At 67.2% G+C, this 17724-nt stretch carries 19 protein-coding genes; 9 read left to right on the forward strand and 10 right to left on the reverse strand.

Annotated features, from left to right (window positions below; genetic code table 11):
• Positions 1-230 precede the first annotated feature (230 nt).
• From P5704_008920 to P5704_008930, 3 genes are all read right to left on the reverse strand, one after another.
• A complete protein-coding gene (locus P5704_008920) occupies positions 231-821 on the reverse strand; it encodes a nucleotidyltransferase family protein (protein ID WOF80580.1) in 591 nt (196 codons plus the stop codon).
• Positions 814-1788 (reverse strand): XdhC family protein, encoded by a 975-nt coding sequence (locus tag P5704_008925; protein WOF80581.1) that lies wholly within the window; start codon positions 1786-1788, stop codon positions 814-816. The genes P5704_008920 and P5704_008925 overlap by 8 nt, the downstream gene beginning before the upstream one ends.
• A gap of 72 nt (positions 1789-1860) precedes the next feature.
• Positions 1861-2424 (reverse strand): DJ-1/PfpI family protein, encoded by a 564-nt coding sequence (locus P5704_008930; GenBank protein ID WOF80582.1) that lies wholly within the window; start codon positions 2422-2424, stop codon positions 1861-1863.
• Between the two features lie 131 nt (positions 2425-2555).
• Between P5704_008930 and P5704_008935 the strand changes: the two genes are divergently transcribed.
• From P5704_008935 to P5704_008945, 3 genes are all read left to right on the forward strand, one after another.
• Positions 2556-3851, forward strand: coding sequence for an NCS2 family permease (locus tag P5704_008935; GenBank protein WOF80583.1), 1296 nt, complete (start codon positions 2556-2558; stop codon positions 3849-3851).
• Between the two features lie 122 nt (positions 3852-3973).
• Positions 3974-5062 (forward strand): tRNA (uridine(54)-C5)-methyltransferase TrmA, encoded by a 1089-nt coding sequence (trmA, locus tag P5704_008940; protein ID WOF80584.1) that lies wholly within the window; start codon positions 3974-3976, stop codon positions 5060-5062.
• A gap of 74 nt (positions 5063-5136) precedes the next feature.
• Entirely contained in the window at positions 5137-6531 is a 1395-nt protein-coding gene (locus tag P5704_008945) for an MBL fold hydrolase (protein ID WOF80585.1), read from the forward strand.
• Between the two features lie 143 nt (positions 6532-6674).
• Here P5704_008945 and P5704_008950 read toward each other — a convergent pair whose 3' ends face one another.
• Positions 6675-8288 (reverse strand): 2Fe-2S iron-sulfur cluster-binding protein, encoded by a 1614-nt coding sequence (locus P5704_008950; protein WOF80586.1) that lies wholly within the window; start codon positions 8286-8288, stop codon positions 6675-6677.
• Positions 8289-8428: 140 nt separating this feature from the next.
• On the opposite strand from P5704_008950, the gene P5704_008955 reads away from it, so the two are divergent.
• The 6 genes from P5704_008955 to P5704_008980 all read left to right on the forward strand — a co-directional run bounded on the left by P5704_008955 (position 8429) and on the right by P5704_008980 (position 11539).
• The gene (locus tag P5704_008955) at positions 8429-8836 is read left to right on the forward strand and encodes a DUF1924 domain-containing protein (protein ID WOF80587.1); all 408 of its coding nucleotides are present in this window, start codon (positions 8429-8431) and stop codon (positions 8834-8836) included.
• Positions 8837-8846: 10 nt separating this feature from the next.
• Positions 8847-9371 (forward strand): diheme cytochrome c, encoded by a 525-nt coding sequence (locus P5704_008960; protein WOF80588.1) that lies wholly within the window; start codon positions 8847-8849, stop codon positions 9369-9371.
• 150 nt (positions 9372-9521) lie between these two features.
• Positions 9522-10082, forward strand: coding sequence for a sigma-70 family RNA polymerase sigma factor (locus P5704_008965; protein WOF80589.1), 561 nt, complete (start codon positions 9522-9524; stop codon positions 10080-10082).
• Positions 10075-10503 (forward strand): zf-HC2 domain-containing protein, encoded by a 429-nt coding sequence (locus P5704_008970; protein WOF80590.1) that lies wholly within the window; start codon positions 10075-10077, stop codon positions 10501-10503. The genes P5704_008965 and P5704_008970 overlap by 8 nt, the downstream gene beginning before the upstream one ends.
• A complete protein-coding gene (locus tag P5704_008975) occupies positions 10500-10964 on the forward strand; it encodes a periplasmic heavy metal sensor (protein WOF80591.1) in 465 nt (154 codons plus the stop codon). Before P5704_008970 ends, P5704_008975 begins: the two co-directional genes overlap by 4 nt.
• Before the next feature lie 92 nt (positions 10965-11056).
• Entirely contained in the window at positions 11057-11539 is a 483-nt protein-coding gene (locus P5704_008980; GenBank protein WOF80592.1) for a hypothetical protein, read from the forward strand.
• A gap of 13 nt (positions 11540-11552) precedes the next feature.
• Here the strand turns inward: P5704_008980 and P5704_008985 are convergent, their stop codons facing one another.
• The 6 genes from P5704_008985 to P5704_009010 form a co-directional block, all read right to left on the reverse strand.
• Complete coding sequence (locus tag P5704_008985) at positions 11553-13703, reverse strand: LTA synthase family protein (protein ID WOF80593.1); 2151 nt, start codon at positions 13701-13703, stop codon at positions 11553-11555.
• Between the two features lie 11 nt (positions 13704-13714).
• Complete coding sequence (locus P5704_008990) at positions 13715-14143, reverse strand: diacylglycerol kinase (protein WOF80594.1); 429 nt, start codon at positions 14141-14143, stop codon at positions 13715-13717.
• Complete coding sequence (locus tag P5704_008995; protein ID WOF80595.1) at positions 14133-14852, reverse strand: lipopolysaccharide kinase InaA family protein; 720 nt, start codon at positions 14850-14852, stop codon at positions 14133-14135. The genes P5704_008990 and P5704_008995 overlap by 11 nt, the downstream gene beginning before the upstream one ends.
• 2 nt (positions 14853-14854) lie before the next feature.
• Positions 14855-15532 carry a class I SAM-dependent methyltransferase gene (locus P5704_009000; protein WOF80596.1) on the reverse strand — a complete coding sequence of 226 codons (678 nt, stop codon included), beginning with the start codon at positions 15530-15532 and terminating at the stop codon, positions 14855-14857.
• Positions 15533-15613: 81 nt separating this feature from the next.
• Positions 15614-16891, reverse strand: a complete 1278-nt coding sequence (locus P5704_009005) for a HAMP domain-containing sensor histidine kinase (protein ID WOF80597.1) — start codon at positions 16889-16891, stop codon at positions 15614-15616.
• Positions 16881-17564, reverse strand: a complete 684-nt coding sequence (locus tag P5704_009010; GenBank protein WOF80598.1) for a response regulator transcription factor — start codon at positions 17562-17564, stop codon at positions 16881-16883. Before P5704_009010 ends, P5704_009005 begins: the two co-directional genes overlap by 11 nt.
• Between the last annotated feature and the right edge of the window lie 160 nt (positions 17565-17724).

Here is a 17724-nt window from a genome sequence, read left to right on the forward strand (position 1 = left end):
TGCGTCTTGGGGTACGACTGGCGTGGCGCGAAAATCGTTCAGCTCGGCTGGTCGAGTGGTTGCGGCTGGCTAAGGGTCATCTCGCCGCGATCGACGTACTGTTCCACGGGAGCGAGCCTGCTAGCGGATCGGGATTAAGCCGCCCACACCGCCCGTTACTGCGCGATGCTACGTTCGCCAGACTTCTGGGTTCGTGCAGGAGCTCCGGAAGCAGCCGAGGCAATTGGCGCTCATGCCTGCCGGCGATCATCAGGATGGTCGATGTCCTGCAGTACACCGGGATCGTTCAAGGCGAGTTCCAGTACCGGGTGCGCGGCGAACAGCGCCTGGGCACCGCGATCACCGTCCAGCTGCAGCAGTGCATCGCGATAGGCGCCGCCTATGCCGCGCGGATGCCCGGGGCGACCGTGATAGGTCGGCACGACCAGACTGTCTTCGCGGATTGCCGCCGCGATCTCGCGCAGGGTCCGCGGCCGCGCATAGGGCATATCGGCCAATGCCACCAGCCAGCCGCGCGCTGCCGGCGCGTGAGCCACGGCCTGCGCGAGGCTGTGGCCGAGCCCGCGGGTTTCCAGCGCAAGCACCTCGCAATCGGCGGCATTGGCGCTCAGCCAGTCGCGTAGAGGCAGATTGTCTGCGCGGGTCACCACCAGCAGCCGTTCGGCGACACCGCGAAGGTTCGCCAGCGTGGCCGCCAGCACCGGCGGCGCAGACGCAGCAGCCAGGCTGGCTGCCAGCAGCTTGTCGGCGCCAGCAGCCGCGCGGTACCGGCTGCTCTGTCCCGCGGCGAGGACGATGGTGCAAACGCCTTGCTCAGGCACAGCACTGCTCCGGTAACGTCTGGCCGACCAGGGCACCGTTCTTCAGCGCCACCACCTCGGCCATCAACGACAGTGCGATCTCCGCCGGCGTACGGCTGCCGATGGGCAAGCCGATGGGGCCATGCAGCCGCTGCACCTGCCGCTCGCCGAGGCCCAGCGAAAGCAGACGCGACTTGCGCTTTTCGCTGTTGACGCGCGAGCCCAGGGCGCCGACATAGAAGGCTTCGGACTGCAGCGCCGTGAGCAGCGCCATGTCGTCAAGGCGAGGGTCGTGGGTCAGCGCGACGATCGCGGTGTGCGCATCCGGCTCGATGGCCAGCACGGCATCGTCCGGCATACCGGGGACAAAGCGCACGGCCGCCGCATCCCAGTCGTGAGCGTAACCTTCGCGCGGGTCGCAGATCAGCACTTCGAAGCCGAGGCCGTGGGCCAGGTCGGCGACATAGCGCGACAGCTGCCCGGCGCCGATCATCAGCAGGCGCCAGGCCGGGCCGAACGGTGCGCGCAGGGTGTGTCCGTCGTACTGCAGCGCCGCGTCGCGGCCGGCGGCATGCAGATTTACATCACCGCTGGCGATATCCACGCAGCGCAACAGCCGTTCATGTCCGGCGCAGCGACGCAGCAGCTCGTCGATCCAGCCGGCATCGCGCAATGGCTCCTGCAACAGGCGCAGGGTGCCGCCGCAAGGCAGGCCGAAACGCGCGGACTCTTCCTTGCTCACGCCATAGGTGATCAGCTGGCAGGCCGATGGCGGCTCGTCGGCCATGACCCGGGCGAGCAGGTCGTCCTCGACACAGCCGCCGGACACCGAACCCTCCACCCGGCCATCGCCGCGCAAGGCCAGCAGCGAACCCACCGGGCGCGGCGCGCTGCCCCAGGTTTCCAGCACCGTGTAGAGCACCACCGCGTGACCGTCACGCAACCAGTCGCGGGCGCGCCGCAGTACTGCCAGATCGACACTGTCCATCGCTTTCCTCGGATTCAGCCAATTGCCGCCGGAGCTTCCGGCAATGCTAGGAGTGACCGATCCGGGACGAGGTTAGTTCGTCGCCGGCACCAGCATGGCGTCGGCCACCTCGCGGCGCTTGGCGCGACCGGCGAGACGTTCCACCAGGGTCAGGGCGAACTCCAGGGCGGTGGCCGGGCCCTGGCTGGTGATGCAGTTGCCGTCCACCACCACCGGTTGGTCGAGGAAATGCGTGCCGGTGAGGTTGTCGCTCATGCCCGGGTAGCAGGTCACCTGCCGCCCCTTGAGTACGCCGTAGGGATGCAGCGCCACCGCCGGCGCGGCGCAGATCGCGGCGAAATCGAGCCCGGCACGGGCCTGCTGGCGTACGCGCTCGGCCAGCGGCTCCAGCTCGCCAAGGGTCTTCGCGCCGGGCATGCCGCCGGGCAGCACGATCAGGTCGAAATCCTGCGCCAGCACGTCGAGCAGCATGGCGTCGGCGGTGATCCGGGTACCGCGCGCGCAGGTCAGCATGCGCCGCTCTTCGGCACTGGCCACCAGTACCTCGAACTCGGCACGCCGCAGCACGTCGATCAGGGTGACGGCCTCCAGGTCTTCTGAACCGTCGGCGATCGGAATCAGGACTCGTTTGCTCATGGCGTTCACCTGCTCAATGGAAATTCAACCGCGCTGCCGCCCGGTGTAAGATGCGCGGCTTTTGCGATGACACGCGAATCGCCCGCCAGAGGCGACAGCCCTCACACTGACCGGCACTTAGAGGATCGACCATGCTGGAAAAGCTATTTCAACTCAAGGCGCACAACACCACGCTGCGCACCGAGGTCCTGGCCGGTATCACTACCTTCCTGACGATGGCCTACATCCTCTTCGTCAACCCGAGCATCCTCGCCGAAACCGGCATGGATCACGGCGCGGTGTTCGTTGCCACCTGCCTGGCCGCGGCCATCGGCTCGGCGATCATGGGCCTGGTTGCCAACTACCCGATCGCGCTGGCGCCGGGCATGGGCCTGAACGCCTTCTTCACCTACACCGTCGTGCTGACCATGGGTTACACCTGGCAGACCGCGCTGGGTGCGGTGTTCCTCTCCGGCGTGATCTTCTTCGGCCTGTCGATCTTCAAGATTCGCGAGTGGATCATCCACAGCATTCCGCTGGCCCTGCGTGCCGGCATCGCCGCGGGTATCGGCCTGTTCCTGGCGATCATCGCGCTGAAGAACGCCGGCATCGTCGTCGATAACCCGGCCACTCTGGTCGGCCTGGGCGACCTCAGCGCTGGCGGCCCGCTGCTGGCCTGCCTGGGCTTTTTCCTGATCGCCGCGCTGGCCTATCGCCAGGTCACCGGCGCGGTGATGATCGGCATTCTGGTGGTCACCGGGCTGTCGATCCTGCTCGGTCTGTCGCAGCTCAACGGTGTGGTGTCGATGCCGCCGTCTCTGGCGCCGACCCTTATGCAGCTGGACATCATGGGCGCGCTGGATATCGGCCTGATCAGCGTGATCTTCGCCTTTCTCTTCGTCGACCTGTTCGACACGTCCGGCACCCTGATCGGCGTAGCGCAGAAGGCCGACCTGCTGGACAAGGACGGCAAGATGCCGCGCCTGGGCCGCGCCCTGCTGGCCGACAGCACCGCGACCATGGCCGGCGCCGCCCTGGGCACCTCGACCACCACCAGCTACATCGAGTCCGCCGCCGGTACCGCTGCCGGTGGCCGCACCGGCCTGACCGCCTGCGTGGTCGCGCTGCTGTTCCTGCTCAGCCTGTTCTTCGCCCCGCTGGCCGGCGCCGTACCGGCCTATGCCACCGCACCGGCACTACTGTTCGTCGCCGTGCTGATGATGAGCAGCCTGGCCGGCATCGACTGGGACGACCTCACCGTCGCCGCGCCGGTCGTGGTTGCCGCGCTGGCCATGCCGCTGACCTTCTCCATCGCCAACGGCATTGCCTTCGGCTTCATCGCCTGGACCGCGATCAAGCTGCTCGCCGGCCGCTGGCGCGAGCTGAGCCCGGCGATGTGGATTCTCTCGGCGCTGTTCGTGGTCAAGCTGGGCTGGTTCGCCGGCTGATCGCAGCGTAGGGTGGATGACGCTTTTCTCATCCACCTTCCATGCGGCAACGGTGGATGGATGAAGCGTCAGCTGCGCGCCCCGATCCACCCTACGATTTACCTACCTTTCCAAGAGTCTTCATGAGCGCTCCGCAATTCGCCCCCGCCACCTACGCCGCCCAACTCGCCGAGAAAGCCGCCCGGCTGGTGGAACTGCTGGCGCCGTTCGATGCACCGGCACCGGAAGTCTTCGACTCGCCCCGCGAGCACTACCGCCTGCGCACCGAATTCCGCCTGTGGCGTGAAGAGGGCCAGCGCCACTACGCAATGTTCGAGCAGGGCGACAAGCACAAAGCCATTCTGATCGACGACTTCCCCATCGCCAGCCGCCGCATCAACGAGCTGATGCCGCAGCTGAAGGCTGCCTGGCAGGCGTCGGAAGTGCTCAGCTTCAAACTGTTCCAGGTCGAATTCCTCACCACCCTGGCCGGCGATGCGCTGATCACCCTCGCCTACCACCGCCCGCTGGACGACGCCTGGCATGCCGAAGCCGAGCAGCTCGCCGCCGACCTCGGCGTCAGCCTGGTCGGCCGTTCAAAGGGCAAGCGCATCGTCATCGGCCGCGATTACGTGGAAGAACAGCTGGTGGTCGCGGGCCGCAGCTTCCGCTACCGCCAGCCGGAAGGCGCCTTCACCCAGCCCAACGGCGAGGTCTGCCAGAAGATGCTGAACTGGGCGTACGAGGCCCTCGGCGAGCGCGACGACGACCTGCTGGAGCTGTACTGCGGCAACGGCAACTTCACTCTGCCGCTGGCCACCCGCGTACGCCGCGTGCTGGCTACCGAGATCAGCAAGACCTCGGTCAACGCCGCGCTGGCCAATATCGAAGGCAACGGCATCGACAACATCGAGCTGGTGCGCCTCTCCGCCGAAGAGCTGACCCAGGCGCTGAACGAGGTGCGTCCGTTCCGCCGCCTGGCCCATATCGACCTGAAGAGCTACCAGTTCGGCAGCATCTTCGTCGACCCGCCGCGCGCCGGCATGGACCCGGACACCTGCGAGCTGGCCCGCCGCTTCGAGCGCATCCTCTACATCTCCTGCAACCCGGAAACCCTGGCGCAGAACATCGCCCAGCTGGCCGACACCCATCGCATCGAGCGCTGCGCGCTGTTCGACCAGTTCCCCTACACGCACCATATGGAATCCGGGGTGCTGCTGGTCCGCAAATGATCGGCCCGACTGAACGCCGGCCGCCTGGCGGCGTTCCACATCCATAACCACTGACACGTTATGGATGTGACAGCATGCTGGTTTTCGAGCCGATCTATACCGATGGCCTGGCGCAGATTTCCTACCTGGTGGGCGACAGCGAGGCCGCGGTCGCCGCGGTGATCGATCCGCGACGCGACGTCGATGTCTACCTCGACCTGGCCCGTGAGAAGGGCCTGCGCATCGCCTACGCCATCGAAACCCACATCCATGCCGACTTCGTCTCCGGCGCCCAGGCGCTGGCCGAACGCAGCGGCGTCGAGATCATCGGTGGCTGCTCGGCGAACTACGCCTTCGAGCTGCGCCAGGCTGCCGATGGCGAGGTGCTGGATCTGGGCCAGGTCAGTCTGGAAATCATCTACTCACCCGGCCACACGCCGGAGCACATCTCGCTGTTGCTGCGCGACGGCCAGCAGGGCGACGAGCCCTTCGCCCTGTTCACCGGCGACACCCTGTTCAACCTCGACGTCGGCCGCCCCGACTTGCTCGGCGAAGACAGCACCCGGCAACTGGCCGCGCAGCTCTATGCGACACTTTTCACCCGCTACCTGCCGCTGGGTGAGCGTGTCGAGATCTATCCGTGCCACGGCGCGGGCTCGGCCTGCGGCAAGTCCATCGGTGACCGACGACGCTCCACGCTTGGCAACGAGCTGTTGTTCAACCCCGCGCTCAACCAGCGGCGCAACGAGGCCGAATTCATCGACTGGCTGCTCAGCGGCATGCCCGAGCCGCCACGTCACTATGCGCGGCTGAAAAAGCTCAATGTGCGCCCGGCCACGCGCATGCATGGGCCGATCCTGCCGGCGCCGCTGCCGCCGGAAGAGTTCGCCGAGCGCAGCGCCGACCCCGGCGCCGTGCAGCTGGTGGACCTGCGCTCGATTCTCGCCTTCGGCGGCGGCCATGTGCCCGGCGCGTTGAACATCGCCCTGCAGAACGAGTTCGTCAGCTGGGCCGGCTGGATGCTCGACGACCAGCGACCGATCTATCTGATCGGCGAAAACAGCCAGCAGATCCACCAGGCCACGTTGCAGCTGTACCGGATCGGTCTCGATCGGGTGGCAGGCTACCTGCGCAACGGCATGACCGACTGGCAGAACGCCGGCCTGCCGCTGGCCTGCGTCGGTCAATGGACGGTGCACGAGCTGAACCGTCGCCGCGACGATCCGCAGGTCCAGGTACTCGACGTGCGCGCACCCGAGGAAGTCGAACAGGGCTACGTACCCGGCGCCCGCCACGCCTTCGTCGCCCATCTGCCCGAAGGACTGGAGCAACTGGACAAGGACAGGACCGTGGCGACCTATTGCGGCAGCGGTTACCGCGCCTCGATCGCAGCCAGCATCCTCAAGCGCGAGGGTTTCCGCGACGTGGTAAACGTGCCCGGCTCGTGGCTCGCCTGGCAGAAGCACGATCTGCCGGTGGCGGAGCGCTAAGCCCGCCGCGGGGTAACCCGCCAAGGGTGGAAAACGGCCGACGGCCTTTTCGACTGCCCGGGCGCTTCCGCCCGCCGGATAAAGGCTATGCCGTTATCCGGCGAACGCTGCGTCAAATCATGCAAACCAGGGCCTTTTGCATCTCAGTACTCCACCTGCAATTCGGCGCTGCGCGGTTCGGCCTGGCAGGCCAGCGTCCAGCCCTGGCGCACCTCGCTTTCGCTCAGCACCTGATTGCTGCGCATGCTCACGCTGCCCTCCACCACCCGGCACTTGCAGGCGGCGCAGACACCCGAGCGGCAGGCGCTCGGTGGTTGCAGGCCGGCGTGCTCCATAGCCTCCAGCAGCACCTCTCCACGCGGCACGTCCAATTCGTGACGGCGACCGTCGAGCGCGACCCGCAGGCGACTGCGGCGCCCGCCCGGTGCGACCGTCGGCACTGCGGCGGCAAAGCGCTCCAGATGGATGCGCGCCGTATCCACACCCAGCTCGCCCAGCGCGGCACCGGCAGCATCCATGAACGGTTGCGGCCCGCAGATGAAGGCGTCGGCCACCGTCCAGTCAGCGATCTTCGCGGCAATCGCCGAGCCGCTCGGCACACCCTGTTCGGCATCAAGCCAGATGCGCAGCTGCAGACGCTCGGGGTAACGCGCAGACCACTCGGCCAGCTCCTCAGCAAAGATCAGCGAGGCAGCATCGCGGCTGGCATAGAACAGCCGTACCTGCCCGCTGCCCTCGACCAGCGCGGCCTGCAGGATCGCCATCAGCGGCGTGATACCGCTGCCGGCGCCGAGCAGCAGCAGATCGTCATCCAGGTTGCGCGGCACGAACACGCCGGCCGGCGGCAGCGCCTCGATGCAATCGCCCGCCTGCAGATTGTCCAGCAGCCAGTTCGACGCGCGGCCGCCGGGCACCCGCTTGATGGTGATGCGCAGCGCGCCATCCGCCTGCGGCCGCTGCGACAGCGAGTAGCAGCGCAGCAGCGCCGGCTCGGCGCCGGGCACCTTCAGCGTGAGGAACTGCCCCGGCTGCGCGGTAAAGCGGGCGCGCTGGGCGGCCGGTACCTGCAGGGTGAACGAGCAGCTGTCGGCGGTTTCGGCCTGGCGTGAGGCAATGCGCAGACGGGTGAATTCACCGGCAACCGGCGTCGGCGACGATGCGAGCGAGGTCGCCACCGCAGTTGCAGCCGGCGCCGCGGCCGAAGCCGAAGCCGAAGCCGAAGCCGAAGGTGCAGTCGAAGCCGGCCCCGACTTGGGCACGCCACGCAGCATCGGCCACACCGACTTGCGGCGGAACAGCAGCACATAGCCGACATGCAGGCCGATCAGCCACAGCCCCAGATTGGCGAAGAACTCGTGCACTTCCTCGGCATCGCCCATCCAGCCGATGAAATCGATGTCGCTGGCGGCGCCGAAGACATCCGGCCCCACGCCCGGCAGGGCGGCCAGCACATCGCCGTTGTCGACCATACCCAGGCCGACCACGCTGGCAATGGCGAAACTGCCCAGCGCGCCGACCGTCAGCCACTTGCCGACGCTCGACAGGCCCGGCTTGCTCCGCTGGCCCTTCGGCGGCAGCAGCTGTGGGAAGCCGCGCAGGCGCAGCGGCACGATCAGCAGGCGCCACACCAACAGCGCCACCAGGCCGTAGCCCAGCCAGATATGCAGCGTCTCGGCGTCGTCACCGCTGAGGTAGGCGCCAAGAAAGAAACCGGCCAGCAGCCAGTGGAACAGACGGAAACGATTGAAAGCAGCCACGACGGCGATCCTCATTGAATGGATGCCGCCTTTGTATTCCTGCGAGCTGAAACGAAACTGAACGCCGCCAGCCGCTGCGGTTCAGCTTGGCGTAAGGCGGCGCGCCTAGGCTGCACTCATTCCCAACCGGAGAGCGCACCATGAAAGCCCGCTGGATCATCCTCCTGTCCTGCTGCCTGAGCCTGCCCGCCCTGGCCGAAACCGAACACCCACTGCTGCCCGGCTACGCCGCCCAGGCGCGTCAGGAGAATCCGAACTTCGCCGGTTTCTCCGCCGAGCGCGGCAAGGCGCTGTACTTCGCCGAGGAGCAGCGCAATGGCAAGACCATGAGCTGCACCACCTGCCACACCGCCGACCCGCGTCAGCCCGGCAAGACGCCGGCGCATCGCAAGGTCGATCCGCTGGCGCCGGCAGCCAACCCCGAGCGCTTCACCGACCTGAAGAAGGTCGAGAAATGGTTCCGCCGCAACTGCGACGACGTCTACGCCCGTGAATGCACCGCGCAGGAAAAAGGTGACTTCATCAGCTGGATCGACAGCATCAAATAAGGAGCCTGCCATGAAGATCGCACCCCTCGCTGCCGTCGCCGGGCTGGGCCTGACCCTGGTACTGGCCGGCCTCAGCTTCGCCGATGACGACGACCATCGAGAGCGCAAGGGCTACAAGCGGCCCAAGCGCCTGACGGTACCCAGCGACGCACCGCTGGTGTGGAAGGAAGAATGCGCGGCCTGCCACATGCTCTATTCTCCCGGCCTGCTGCCTGCCGATGCCTGGCGCGAGCAGATGCGCACCCTGGGCGATCACTACGGCAGCAACGCGTCGCTGGACCCGGTGCAGGAAAAGGAAATCCTCGACTTCCTGGTCCGCGCCTCGGCCGCCAACCGCCTACCGGTGGAGCCGTCACCCACCGCCGGCGAGCCGCCACGCATCAGCCAGACGCGCTGGTTCGAGCACAAACACGACGAGCTCAGCGAAGCCAAGTTCGCCCGCGAGTCGGTCGGCGGCCGCTTCAACTGCGTGGCCTGCCATCGCGACGCGGAAAAAGGCGACTTCGACGAGGACCGGGTGAAGATTCCGCGCTGAGACAAAAATAGCCGGAACATTTCGCCAACCGTTGCGTTATATCCCTGCGGCAACCCGGCCGGCAGCGCACGGGCACCGGTAAAAACCGAGGCGTTGGCAACGCAGCAGGTTTTAGCGGCGCCCTGCGCGGTCAACCCAGACGAGCGCTTAATGAACGACAGCGAACAGGACCTCATCCAGCAGGCCGCGCGTGGTGATCGCCAGGCGTTCGGCACGCTAGTGCGCGTCCATCAGGCGCGGGTCTTCCACTTCCTCCGTCGCCTGCTCGGCAGCGCCGACGAGGCCGCTGACCTGACTCAGGAAACGTTCATCCGCGCCTTCCAGGCGCTGCCCAGATGGCGCCCGGAAGCACGCTTGCAGACCTGGTTGCTGCAGATCGCACGCAATGCCGCGCTGGATACGCTGCGCCAGCGGCAACGCTACGTCGACGTGGCGCCGGAGGAACTGGCCGAGCCGGTCGATCCAGCGCCATCGCCGCTGAGCCGACTGCAGGCCGGTCGCGATCTGGCATTGCTGGAACGCTTGCTAGCCCGCCTGCCCCACGAACAGCGCGAGATCCTGCTGCTGCGCGAGGTGGAGGGGCTGGCCTACGACGAACTGGCCGCCACGCTGCAGCTCGCCGCCGGCACCGTCAAGTCGCGCCTGGCACGCGCCCGCGAGGCGCTGCTGCACGGCTATCGCCAGGCCAACGGAGGCACCCTCGATGACTGAGCATCTGGACATGGCGATCCTGTCCGCCTACCTCGACAACGAACTCGACGCCGCCGCACAGCGCCACGCCGCCGCCCACCTGGCGGGTTGTCCGCAGTGTCGCGCCACCCTGGCCGAACTCGACGGGCTCGGCCAGGGCTTGCGTGCGCTGGCCTGCCCGGAGTTGCCGGCCGAGTTGCAGGCGCGTCTGCAGCGGCCCTTCGCGCCGCCGCCCGTGCGCAGCTGGTGGGCCCGGCACTGGGCGCAGGGTATCGGCGCCGCGGCGTCGGTCCTGCTCGGCCTGCTGCTCGGCTATGCCCTGCCCGGCCAGCCGCCGGGCAGCTCACCCAGCCACGACCTGCTCGCCGTCCTCGGCAGCACCCCACCCGGCGCGCTCTGCGCGCGCCCCGAATTCTGCTACCTGAAGGTAAACCTGAAATGAGCAACACCACCCTGCGCAATGCCCTGGTCCTGTCCGTGCTGGTCAACGTCGGCGTGCTCGCCGGCCTTGGCTGGCAGAAACTCAGTCGCGATGGCCTGCCGATGCCCTCCGGCGCACCGACCGAGCTGTCGCGCGAGCTGCAACTGAGCGCCAGCCAGCTGCAGCGCTGGCACGATGCCGAGGCGCCGTTCCTGGCCTACCTGCGCGCCTCCAACGCCAGCCTCGGCGAACACCGCAACCGGCTGATCGAGGCGATCTTCGCCGAACAGGTGGACCGCACGGTGATCGACGCCGAGCAGGCGAAGATCGCCGAACTGCAGAACGAACAGCAGCGCCTGCTCATCGACCAGCTGCTGCAGGAGCGCGAGATCCTCGAACCGCAGCAGCGCGCGCGGCTCGCCCAGGTGCTCACGCAGCAGTCGTTCGGCGCCGACAGCATCGAGCAATTGCACCGCAAATGACGGATTGCACGGCGCGATGGAACAAAACCGTCGCGCCTGCGTTAGAACATCAGGAGCCGCACTTCGCCGGCTCGCTCAATGGAGTTCTATCGATGATCCGCAAACCCCACGCTCTCGCCCTCGCCATCATCCTCGCCGGCACCCTCGGCCACGCCGGCACCAGCCTCGCCGCCACCAGCCATGACCACGGCCACGGCGAAGGCGCGCCGGCGCTGCAACTCGATGCCGGCAAGCGCTGGGCCACCGACGCGCCGCTGCGCCAGGCAATGGGCACCATCAACAACGATATGCGCCAGGCGCTGCCGGCGATCCACGAAGACCGTCTGCCCGCCGCCCGCTACGGCGAACTGGCCGAGACGGTGCGCGGCCAGGTCGCCTACATGGTGGAGAACTGCAAGCTGAGCGCCGAGGCCGACGCGCAGCTGCACCTGATCATCGCCCAGCTGCTCGCCGGTGCCGACGCCATGAGCGGCGCCCCGGCCGGTCAGCGCGACGGCGCGGTGACGGTGGTCGGCGCGCTGGGCGACTACGCCACTTACTTCGCCGACGACAGCTTCAAGCCGCTGGAACACTGATCGACCGCCGCGCTCAACCCTTGTCCGGCCGTGCCGGCGGGGCCGCTTTCACCGCGAGCGGCACCTCGGCGGCCACCGCTTCCGACTCGCCCTCGCCGCTGCGATCTCCGCTGGTGTTGGCCAGCAGGCTGGCGGTGGCGGTCTGCAGGTAGGCGTGCAGCTGGCGCAGCAGCTGCGGCTGATCCTCGGCAGCGGCGATCCGCTCGCCAGCCGGTTCACCGCCCAGGCGATAGCGATACAGCCGCGCCGGCTGCTCCTTGGGCTGTACCAGCACCCGATCACCGCGGATCAGCGCCACGGTCTGGTCGCTGCCCGACGGCTTGACGATGCCGAAACCCGGATCGTCCGCCGGCAGGCTGAGCAAATCGCGGCCCCAGCATTGATGACGCACCTCGCCACCGAGGCGGCCCATGATGGTCGGCACCACGTCCACCTGCGTACCGACCACCTCGCGACGGCTGCCGAAACGCTCGGTGACGCCCGGGGCGATCAGCAGCAGCGGCACGTGGAAGCGCAGCAAGTCCATCTCGGTGACTTCCTCCGGCGCGCCGAAACCGTGGTCGCCGACCACCACGAACAAGGTCTGCTTGAACCAAGGCTGGTTACGCACCTTGTCGAAGAACTGCCCCAGCGCCCAGTCCGAATAACGCATCGCCGTCAGATGCTGATCCAGCGCGCCATGCCCCTCGACAGCAGCGACCGGCAACTGCTCGGGCAGCGCATACGGCGTGTGGTTGGACAGCGTCTGCAGCAGCGCATAGAACGGCGCGCCGTTATCCAGCTTGCCCAGCTCCTCGGCGGCGCGGGTGAACATGTCCTGGTCGGAAACGCCCCAGGTCGGGTCGGAAACCACCGGATTCACGTAGTCGTTGCGGCCGACGAAGCGCTTCATGCCCTGGTTGCCGAAGAACCCCGCCTGGTTGTCCCAGGCGAAATCGCCGTTGTAGACGTAAACGTCGTCGAACGCCCGCGCACCGAGCAGCTGCGGCAGGCCGGAGAAGCGATGGCCGCCTTCGGGCGTCTGCATCAGGTACTCGAAGCCCGGCAGGTTGGGAAAGCAGGCCATGCTGGCGAACATGCCCTGGTGGGTGTGGGTGCCGTTGGCGAAGAAGCGCTCGAACAACAGCCCCTCGCCGGCCAGGCGGTCGAAGTTCGGCGTGATGCCGTCGGCACTGCCGAGCGCGCCGACATAGCGGCCGGCGAAGCTCTCCATGAGGATCACCACCACGTTGCGCACCGCCAGCTGGCCGTCCGCCGGCGGCTGGAAGTCACGGCGCACCGGCGCCAGCTCGGCGTCCACCAACCGGTCGTTGGCGGTCAGCAGCAGCTCGCGGGTGATAGCCTGCGCATCCGCCACCGGCAGTGTCGCCTTCCAGCTATTGTCGCGGTGGCTGGAAAAGCGGTTCTTCGCCGCGTCATACAGCGACAGTGTCGCGTTCAGGCCGAGGTGATTGGCGAACATCGACTCGGTGGTAAAGGCATCGCCCCAACGCAGCGGCGGTCCCTGGCGCAGCGTGCCGCGGGCAGCCACCACGCAGACCAGTATCAGCACGCCGAATACCGCCGCGCGGGTATACCAGGCCGAGCCGCGGCGGCGCGCGCCGGTCTCGCGCACAGCCGGCGCGCCACGGGTCAGCCGCTCCAGCCAGCCGAACAGGGCGTACATCGCCGCGCTCGCCACACCCCAGCTCGCCAGCAGTTGCAGTACCGGGAAGCCGTGCCAGAGCATGCTCAGCACCGTCGCCGGGTCTTCCTGCAGATACTGGAACACCAGACTGTTCAGGCGCTGATGGAACTCGCGATAGAAGTTCAGCTCGATCAGCCCGAGCAGGATCGTCAGGCTGGCACACACACTCAACCACAGCCGCAGCAGGCCCCGGGCGGCCATCATGCGCATGCTCAGCACGCCGAGCAGCAGTGGCAGCAGGATGTACACCGTTACCCGCAGGTCGAAGCGCAGGCCGTTGCCGAACGCCTCGACGAAGCTGGCAAGCGGCGTGCTGCCGATCAGTTCGCGGTTGAACAGCAGCAAGCCCAGCCGCAGCAGCGCAAACAGCGCCAGCAGGGCCAGCGCACTGGCGAACGTGAAGCGCAGGTGCGCGGCCAGGCAATTGAAGCCGGACGCCGGGCGCTCTCGAGCAGGGCGTCGCAAAGAGGAAAGCATGGGTACGTCCTTCAGGGGATGAGGATCACCGCCCAGACCAGACCGATCAGGCACAGCGCCAGCAATTGCGCGGCGCTTCCCATGTCCTTGGCCTGTTTGGCGAGCGGATGCAGTTCGAAAGAGATGCGGTCGACCGTCGCCTCGATGGCCGAGTTGAGCAGTTCGACGATCAGGCCGAGAAACACCACGGCAATCAGCACGGCGCGCTCGACGCGGCTGACGTCGAACAGAAACGCCAAGGGAATCAGCAGCAGATTCAGCAGCACCAGCTGGCGAAACGCCGCTTCGCCTCTATAAGCGGCCTTGAGACCTGCAGCCGAATAGCCGGACGCGTACCAGATGCGCGCCAGTCCGCTGCGCCCCTTCAGCGCCGCACCGTCGGCCGGCACGTCGACGCTGGCCACGGTATCGGTAGCCGCGCAGGTCGGCTCAGATGACATCGCAGCGCAACTCGCTGAAGGTGCGGTGGGCGGCCAGCAATCGTTGCCAGTCCTGTTCCGGCATGGCCTGGCGATGACGCTTGAGCTGGCGCAGGTCATGCCGTGCCGCGGCGCTGCGCCGCAAACGGCGACGACTCTTTTCCAGATCGAGCAGCGCGACTTCGACGCTGGCCGCGTCACCTTCACCCTGAACCCTGATGAAGATGTGCTTGGGGTAGCAGCAGCCATGCTGCCAGCGTGCCTGATGAATGCGCGCCAGGGTGATCCCGACCGCCGCTAGCATGCGCTCCTGTACCGTCGGGCCGAAGCGCCCCCCCAAGTCCTGTTGATACCAGTCCTCCAGGCTGACGAAGCCTTCCAGCTCCGCCGTCACCAGCAGCGCCTGCCACTGGCCGGCCTGTTGTCGCGTGCCGCAGTAGACCAGTTCCGGCACCTGCACGCCGAGCCGGGCGAATGCTTGCAGCGCCTGCAATTCGCGCAGCACCGTGGGCCGGCCGAACGGATGCAGCAGCGAGCGATACAGGTGGCCAATCTGCCGTTTGCAGTACAGCAGCGGCTGCTGCGGATCGCGCAGCCGTATCCGTTGCACACCGCTTTCGCCGGCGCGGCGCTGGTTAGGTTCCTCGACCCATTCGCCCTGGGTGTTCCACCAGCGCTGGAAGGTGCTGGTACGCGCTTCGCGGGCCGGCAGTACGAGTGGTCGGCTCATGTTCAGCCCCGCTTGCGCAGCACGTAGACCCGCCACATGGCGTAGCCCGGGAGAAAGTCATTACGGTCGAGGATGTCGAAGCCGGCCTCGGCGAACTCCGCCTCGATCACCGAACGGGCGACGACGAAGCGGTTCTGGTTGTCCTTCGCCGGCCGGCGGCGCTCCAGGCGCTTGCGCTTCCAGGCCTTGTAGTTGCCATCGACCCACAGCGAGACGATCAGCGTGTCACGGGTGACGCGGTGGAACTCACGCAGCATCGCCAGCCGGTGCTCAGGGTCGGCGATGTGGTGCAGTAGGCGCATGCAGAAGATGTTGTCTACCGCGTTGTCACCCATGTCGATGGCGAAGGCGGAGGTCTGAAAGGTCTCGACCCGCTTGAGCACTTCCAGCGAATGCGCCGATTCGGCGATCGCCAGCATGTCGGCGGAGTTGTCGGCGGCAAAGATCATCCGGCTTGGGTGCTCGGCCAGCAGCGGCCAGAAGCGCCCGGCGCCGCACGGCAGGTCCAGCACCAGATCAGGATCGCCGGCGATCTTCAGTGCGCGGCGCGCCATCTGCTCGTCACGCCAGTGCGACAGCCGCCGGGCCGGGCCATCCTGATGCTTGTGCAGGTATTCGTAGGCGTGCTGGCGGTCGTACTTGCGCGAGAACTCCAGTTCGATAGGGCTCGATGTGGTCATGGCGGGCATTCCGGTTGGAAACGGAACGCCAAACTAACCAGACAGACATCAAGGGCCCGTCAACGGGATGTGAAAAAAACGTCAAACCGCGCTGTCATGCAAGCGCACCTGAAAGCAGCTGCCCTGCGGTTGCCGCGGCACCACACCGACCTGCCAGCCCTGGTGCGCGCAGATCCGCTTGACCAGCGACAGCCCCAGCCCCAGCCCTTCGCCGCGCCCCTCGGCGCCCCGCACGAACGGCTGGAACATGCGCTCCTGCTCCGCCAGCGGAATGCCCACGCCGCTGTCCTCGACGCGAAAGCCACCTTCGTCGAGGACCAGCCGCACCGTGCCGCAGTCGGTGTAATGCAATGCGTTGCGCAGCAGGTTGGACATCACCGTGCCGAGCAAGGTGTGGTTGTAGACGCCGCGGTCCTCGCCCTCCTCCAGCAGCTCGAAGGCCAGGCCCTTCTCCGCCAGCAACGGTGCCCAGCGCTCGCTCTGCTCGGTCGCCACGCTCCGCAAGCTGGCGTCGCCGGCCAAGGACGTCTGTTGCGGACGCGCCCGCGCCAGCATCAGGAAGGTTTCCACCAGCTCGTGCATTTCCCGCGCGGCGCGCTGGATGCGCGCCAGCGGTCGCTGCGCAGCTGGCGACAGCTCGGCCTGCTGCTCGAGGAGCTCGCAGGCGCCGAGCACCACCATCAACGGGGTGCGCAGTTCATGGCTGACATCGGCGGTGAATAGCCGCTCGCGCTCCAGGGTCTGGCGCAGCTGGCCGAGGGTGCTGTCGAACGCCGCGGCCAGATGGCCGACCTCGTCATCGGGATACTGCAGGGCCAGCGGCGGCGCCAGCGGATGCAGCTGGTCGCGGTGGCGCACCTGGTTGGCCAGGCGACTGACCGGCGCCAACACCCGGTTGGCCATCAGCCGCCCCAGCGCCCAGGCGCCGAGCACGCTGAGCAGAAAGCCGGCCAGCACGACGTTGAACAGCGCATCTTCACGGGCCTCGAACTCGTGCTGCTCCTGCACCAGCACGTAGCGGTCAGCGCCGACATTGCGCACATAGACGTAGTAGGCATCGTCACCGCGAACCAGCTCGGTGAACCCCTCACCGAGCCCGGCAAACGCCTTTGGCATCGGGTGCTCGGGCAGATGCGAGGCGAAGAAGTGGGTGCTGGTGTCCAGCTGCGGTGTCCGTCCCTTTGGCAGGTCCTCGTTGAGCACGATGTCCAGGTGGCGACTCAGCTCCTCGGTGACCAGCTGCTCCTCGATGAAGTGCACGACGCCGACGATGCCGAGGGCGAACGCACCGCTCACCACCAGCGTCATCAGCGTGAAGGCGATGACGATCCGCCGCGCCAGCGGCTGCTTAGCGAGCATCGCAGTCCTCCGCCAGGCGGAAGCCAAGGCCGTGCACGGTATGCAGCAACGGCTTGGCGAACGGCTTGTCGAGCACCTGGCGCAACTGGTGGATATGGCTGCGCAACGCATCGCTGTCCGGCACGTGATCACCCCAGACGGCATCTTCCAGCGCTTCGCGGCGCACCACCGCCGGGCTGCGCTGCATGAGGATCGCCAGCAGCTTGTGGCCGATAGGGTTGAGGCGAATCGGCTGGCCACCACGACTGGCTTCCAGGGTGTCCAGGTCGTAGCAGAGATCGGCCACCTGCAGCTGCCGGCGACGCGATCCCTGGCAGCGCCGCAGGATCGCCTCGATACGGGCAACCAGCTCGGACAGCGCGAAGGGCTTGATCAGATAGTCGTCGGCACCGGCCTGCAGCCCCTTGATGCGGTCAGGCAGGGCATCGCGGGCGGTGAGCATGATGATCGGCGTATCACGCCCGGCATCGTCACGCAGGCGCTTGCACACCTGCAGCCCGTCGATGCCCGGCAGCATCAGGTCCAGCACGATCAGGTCGTAGTCCTGGGTGGCGGCTAGGTGCAGGCCGCTGAGGCCATCCTGCGCGCAGTCGACCACGTAGCCCTTGAGCTCGAGGTAGTCCAGCACGTTGGCGAGAATGTCACGGTTGTCTTCGATGACCAGGATGCGCATCGCTGGGGTCCTCGCTAGAAGTTTCGGAACGGCAGACGCTGCTTATTACGCCTGCGCGCGGCGCAGAACATAGCCGAGACGATGTGAAAAAAACGTCGCCTCGCCAGCCCCGCATTTAGCCCTGCGCGGCTTAAGACTGCCTTAAGTTTGCGCCCCAACA

The organism is Pseudomonas sp. FeN3W, assembly GCA_030263805.2.
Taxonomy (GTDB): Bacteria; Pseudomonadota; Gammaproteobacteria; order Pseudomonadales; family Pseudomonadaceae; genus Stutzerimonas; species Stutzerimonas stutzeri_G.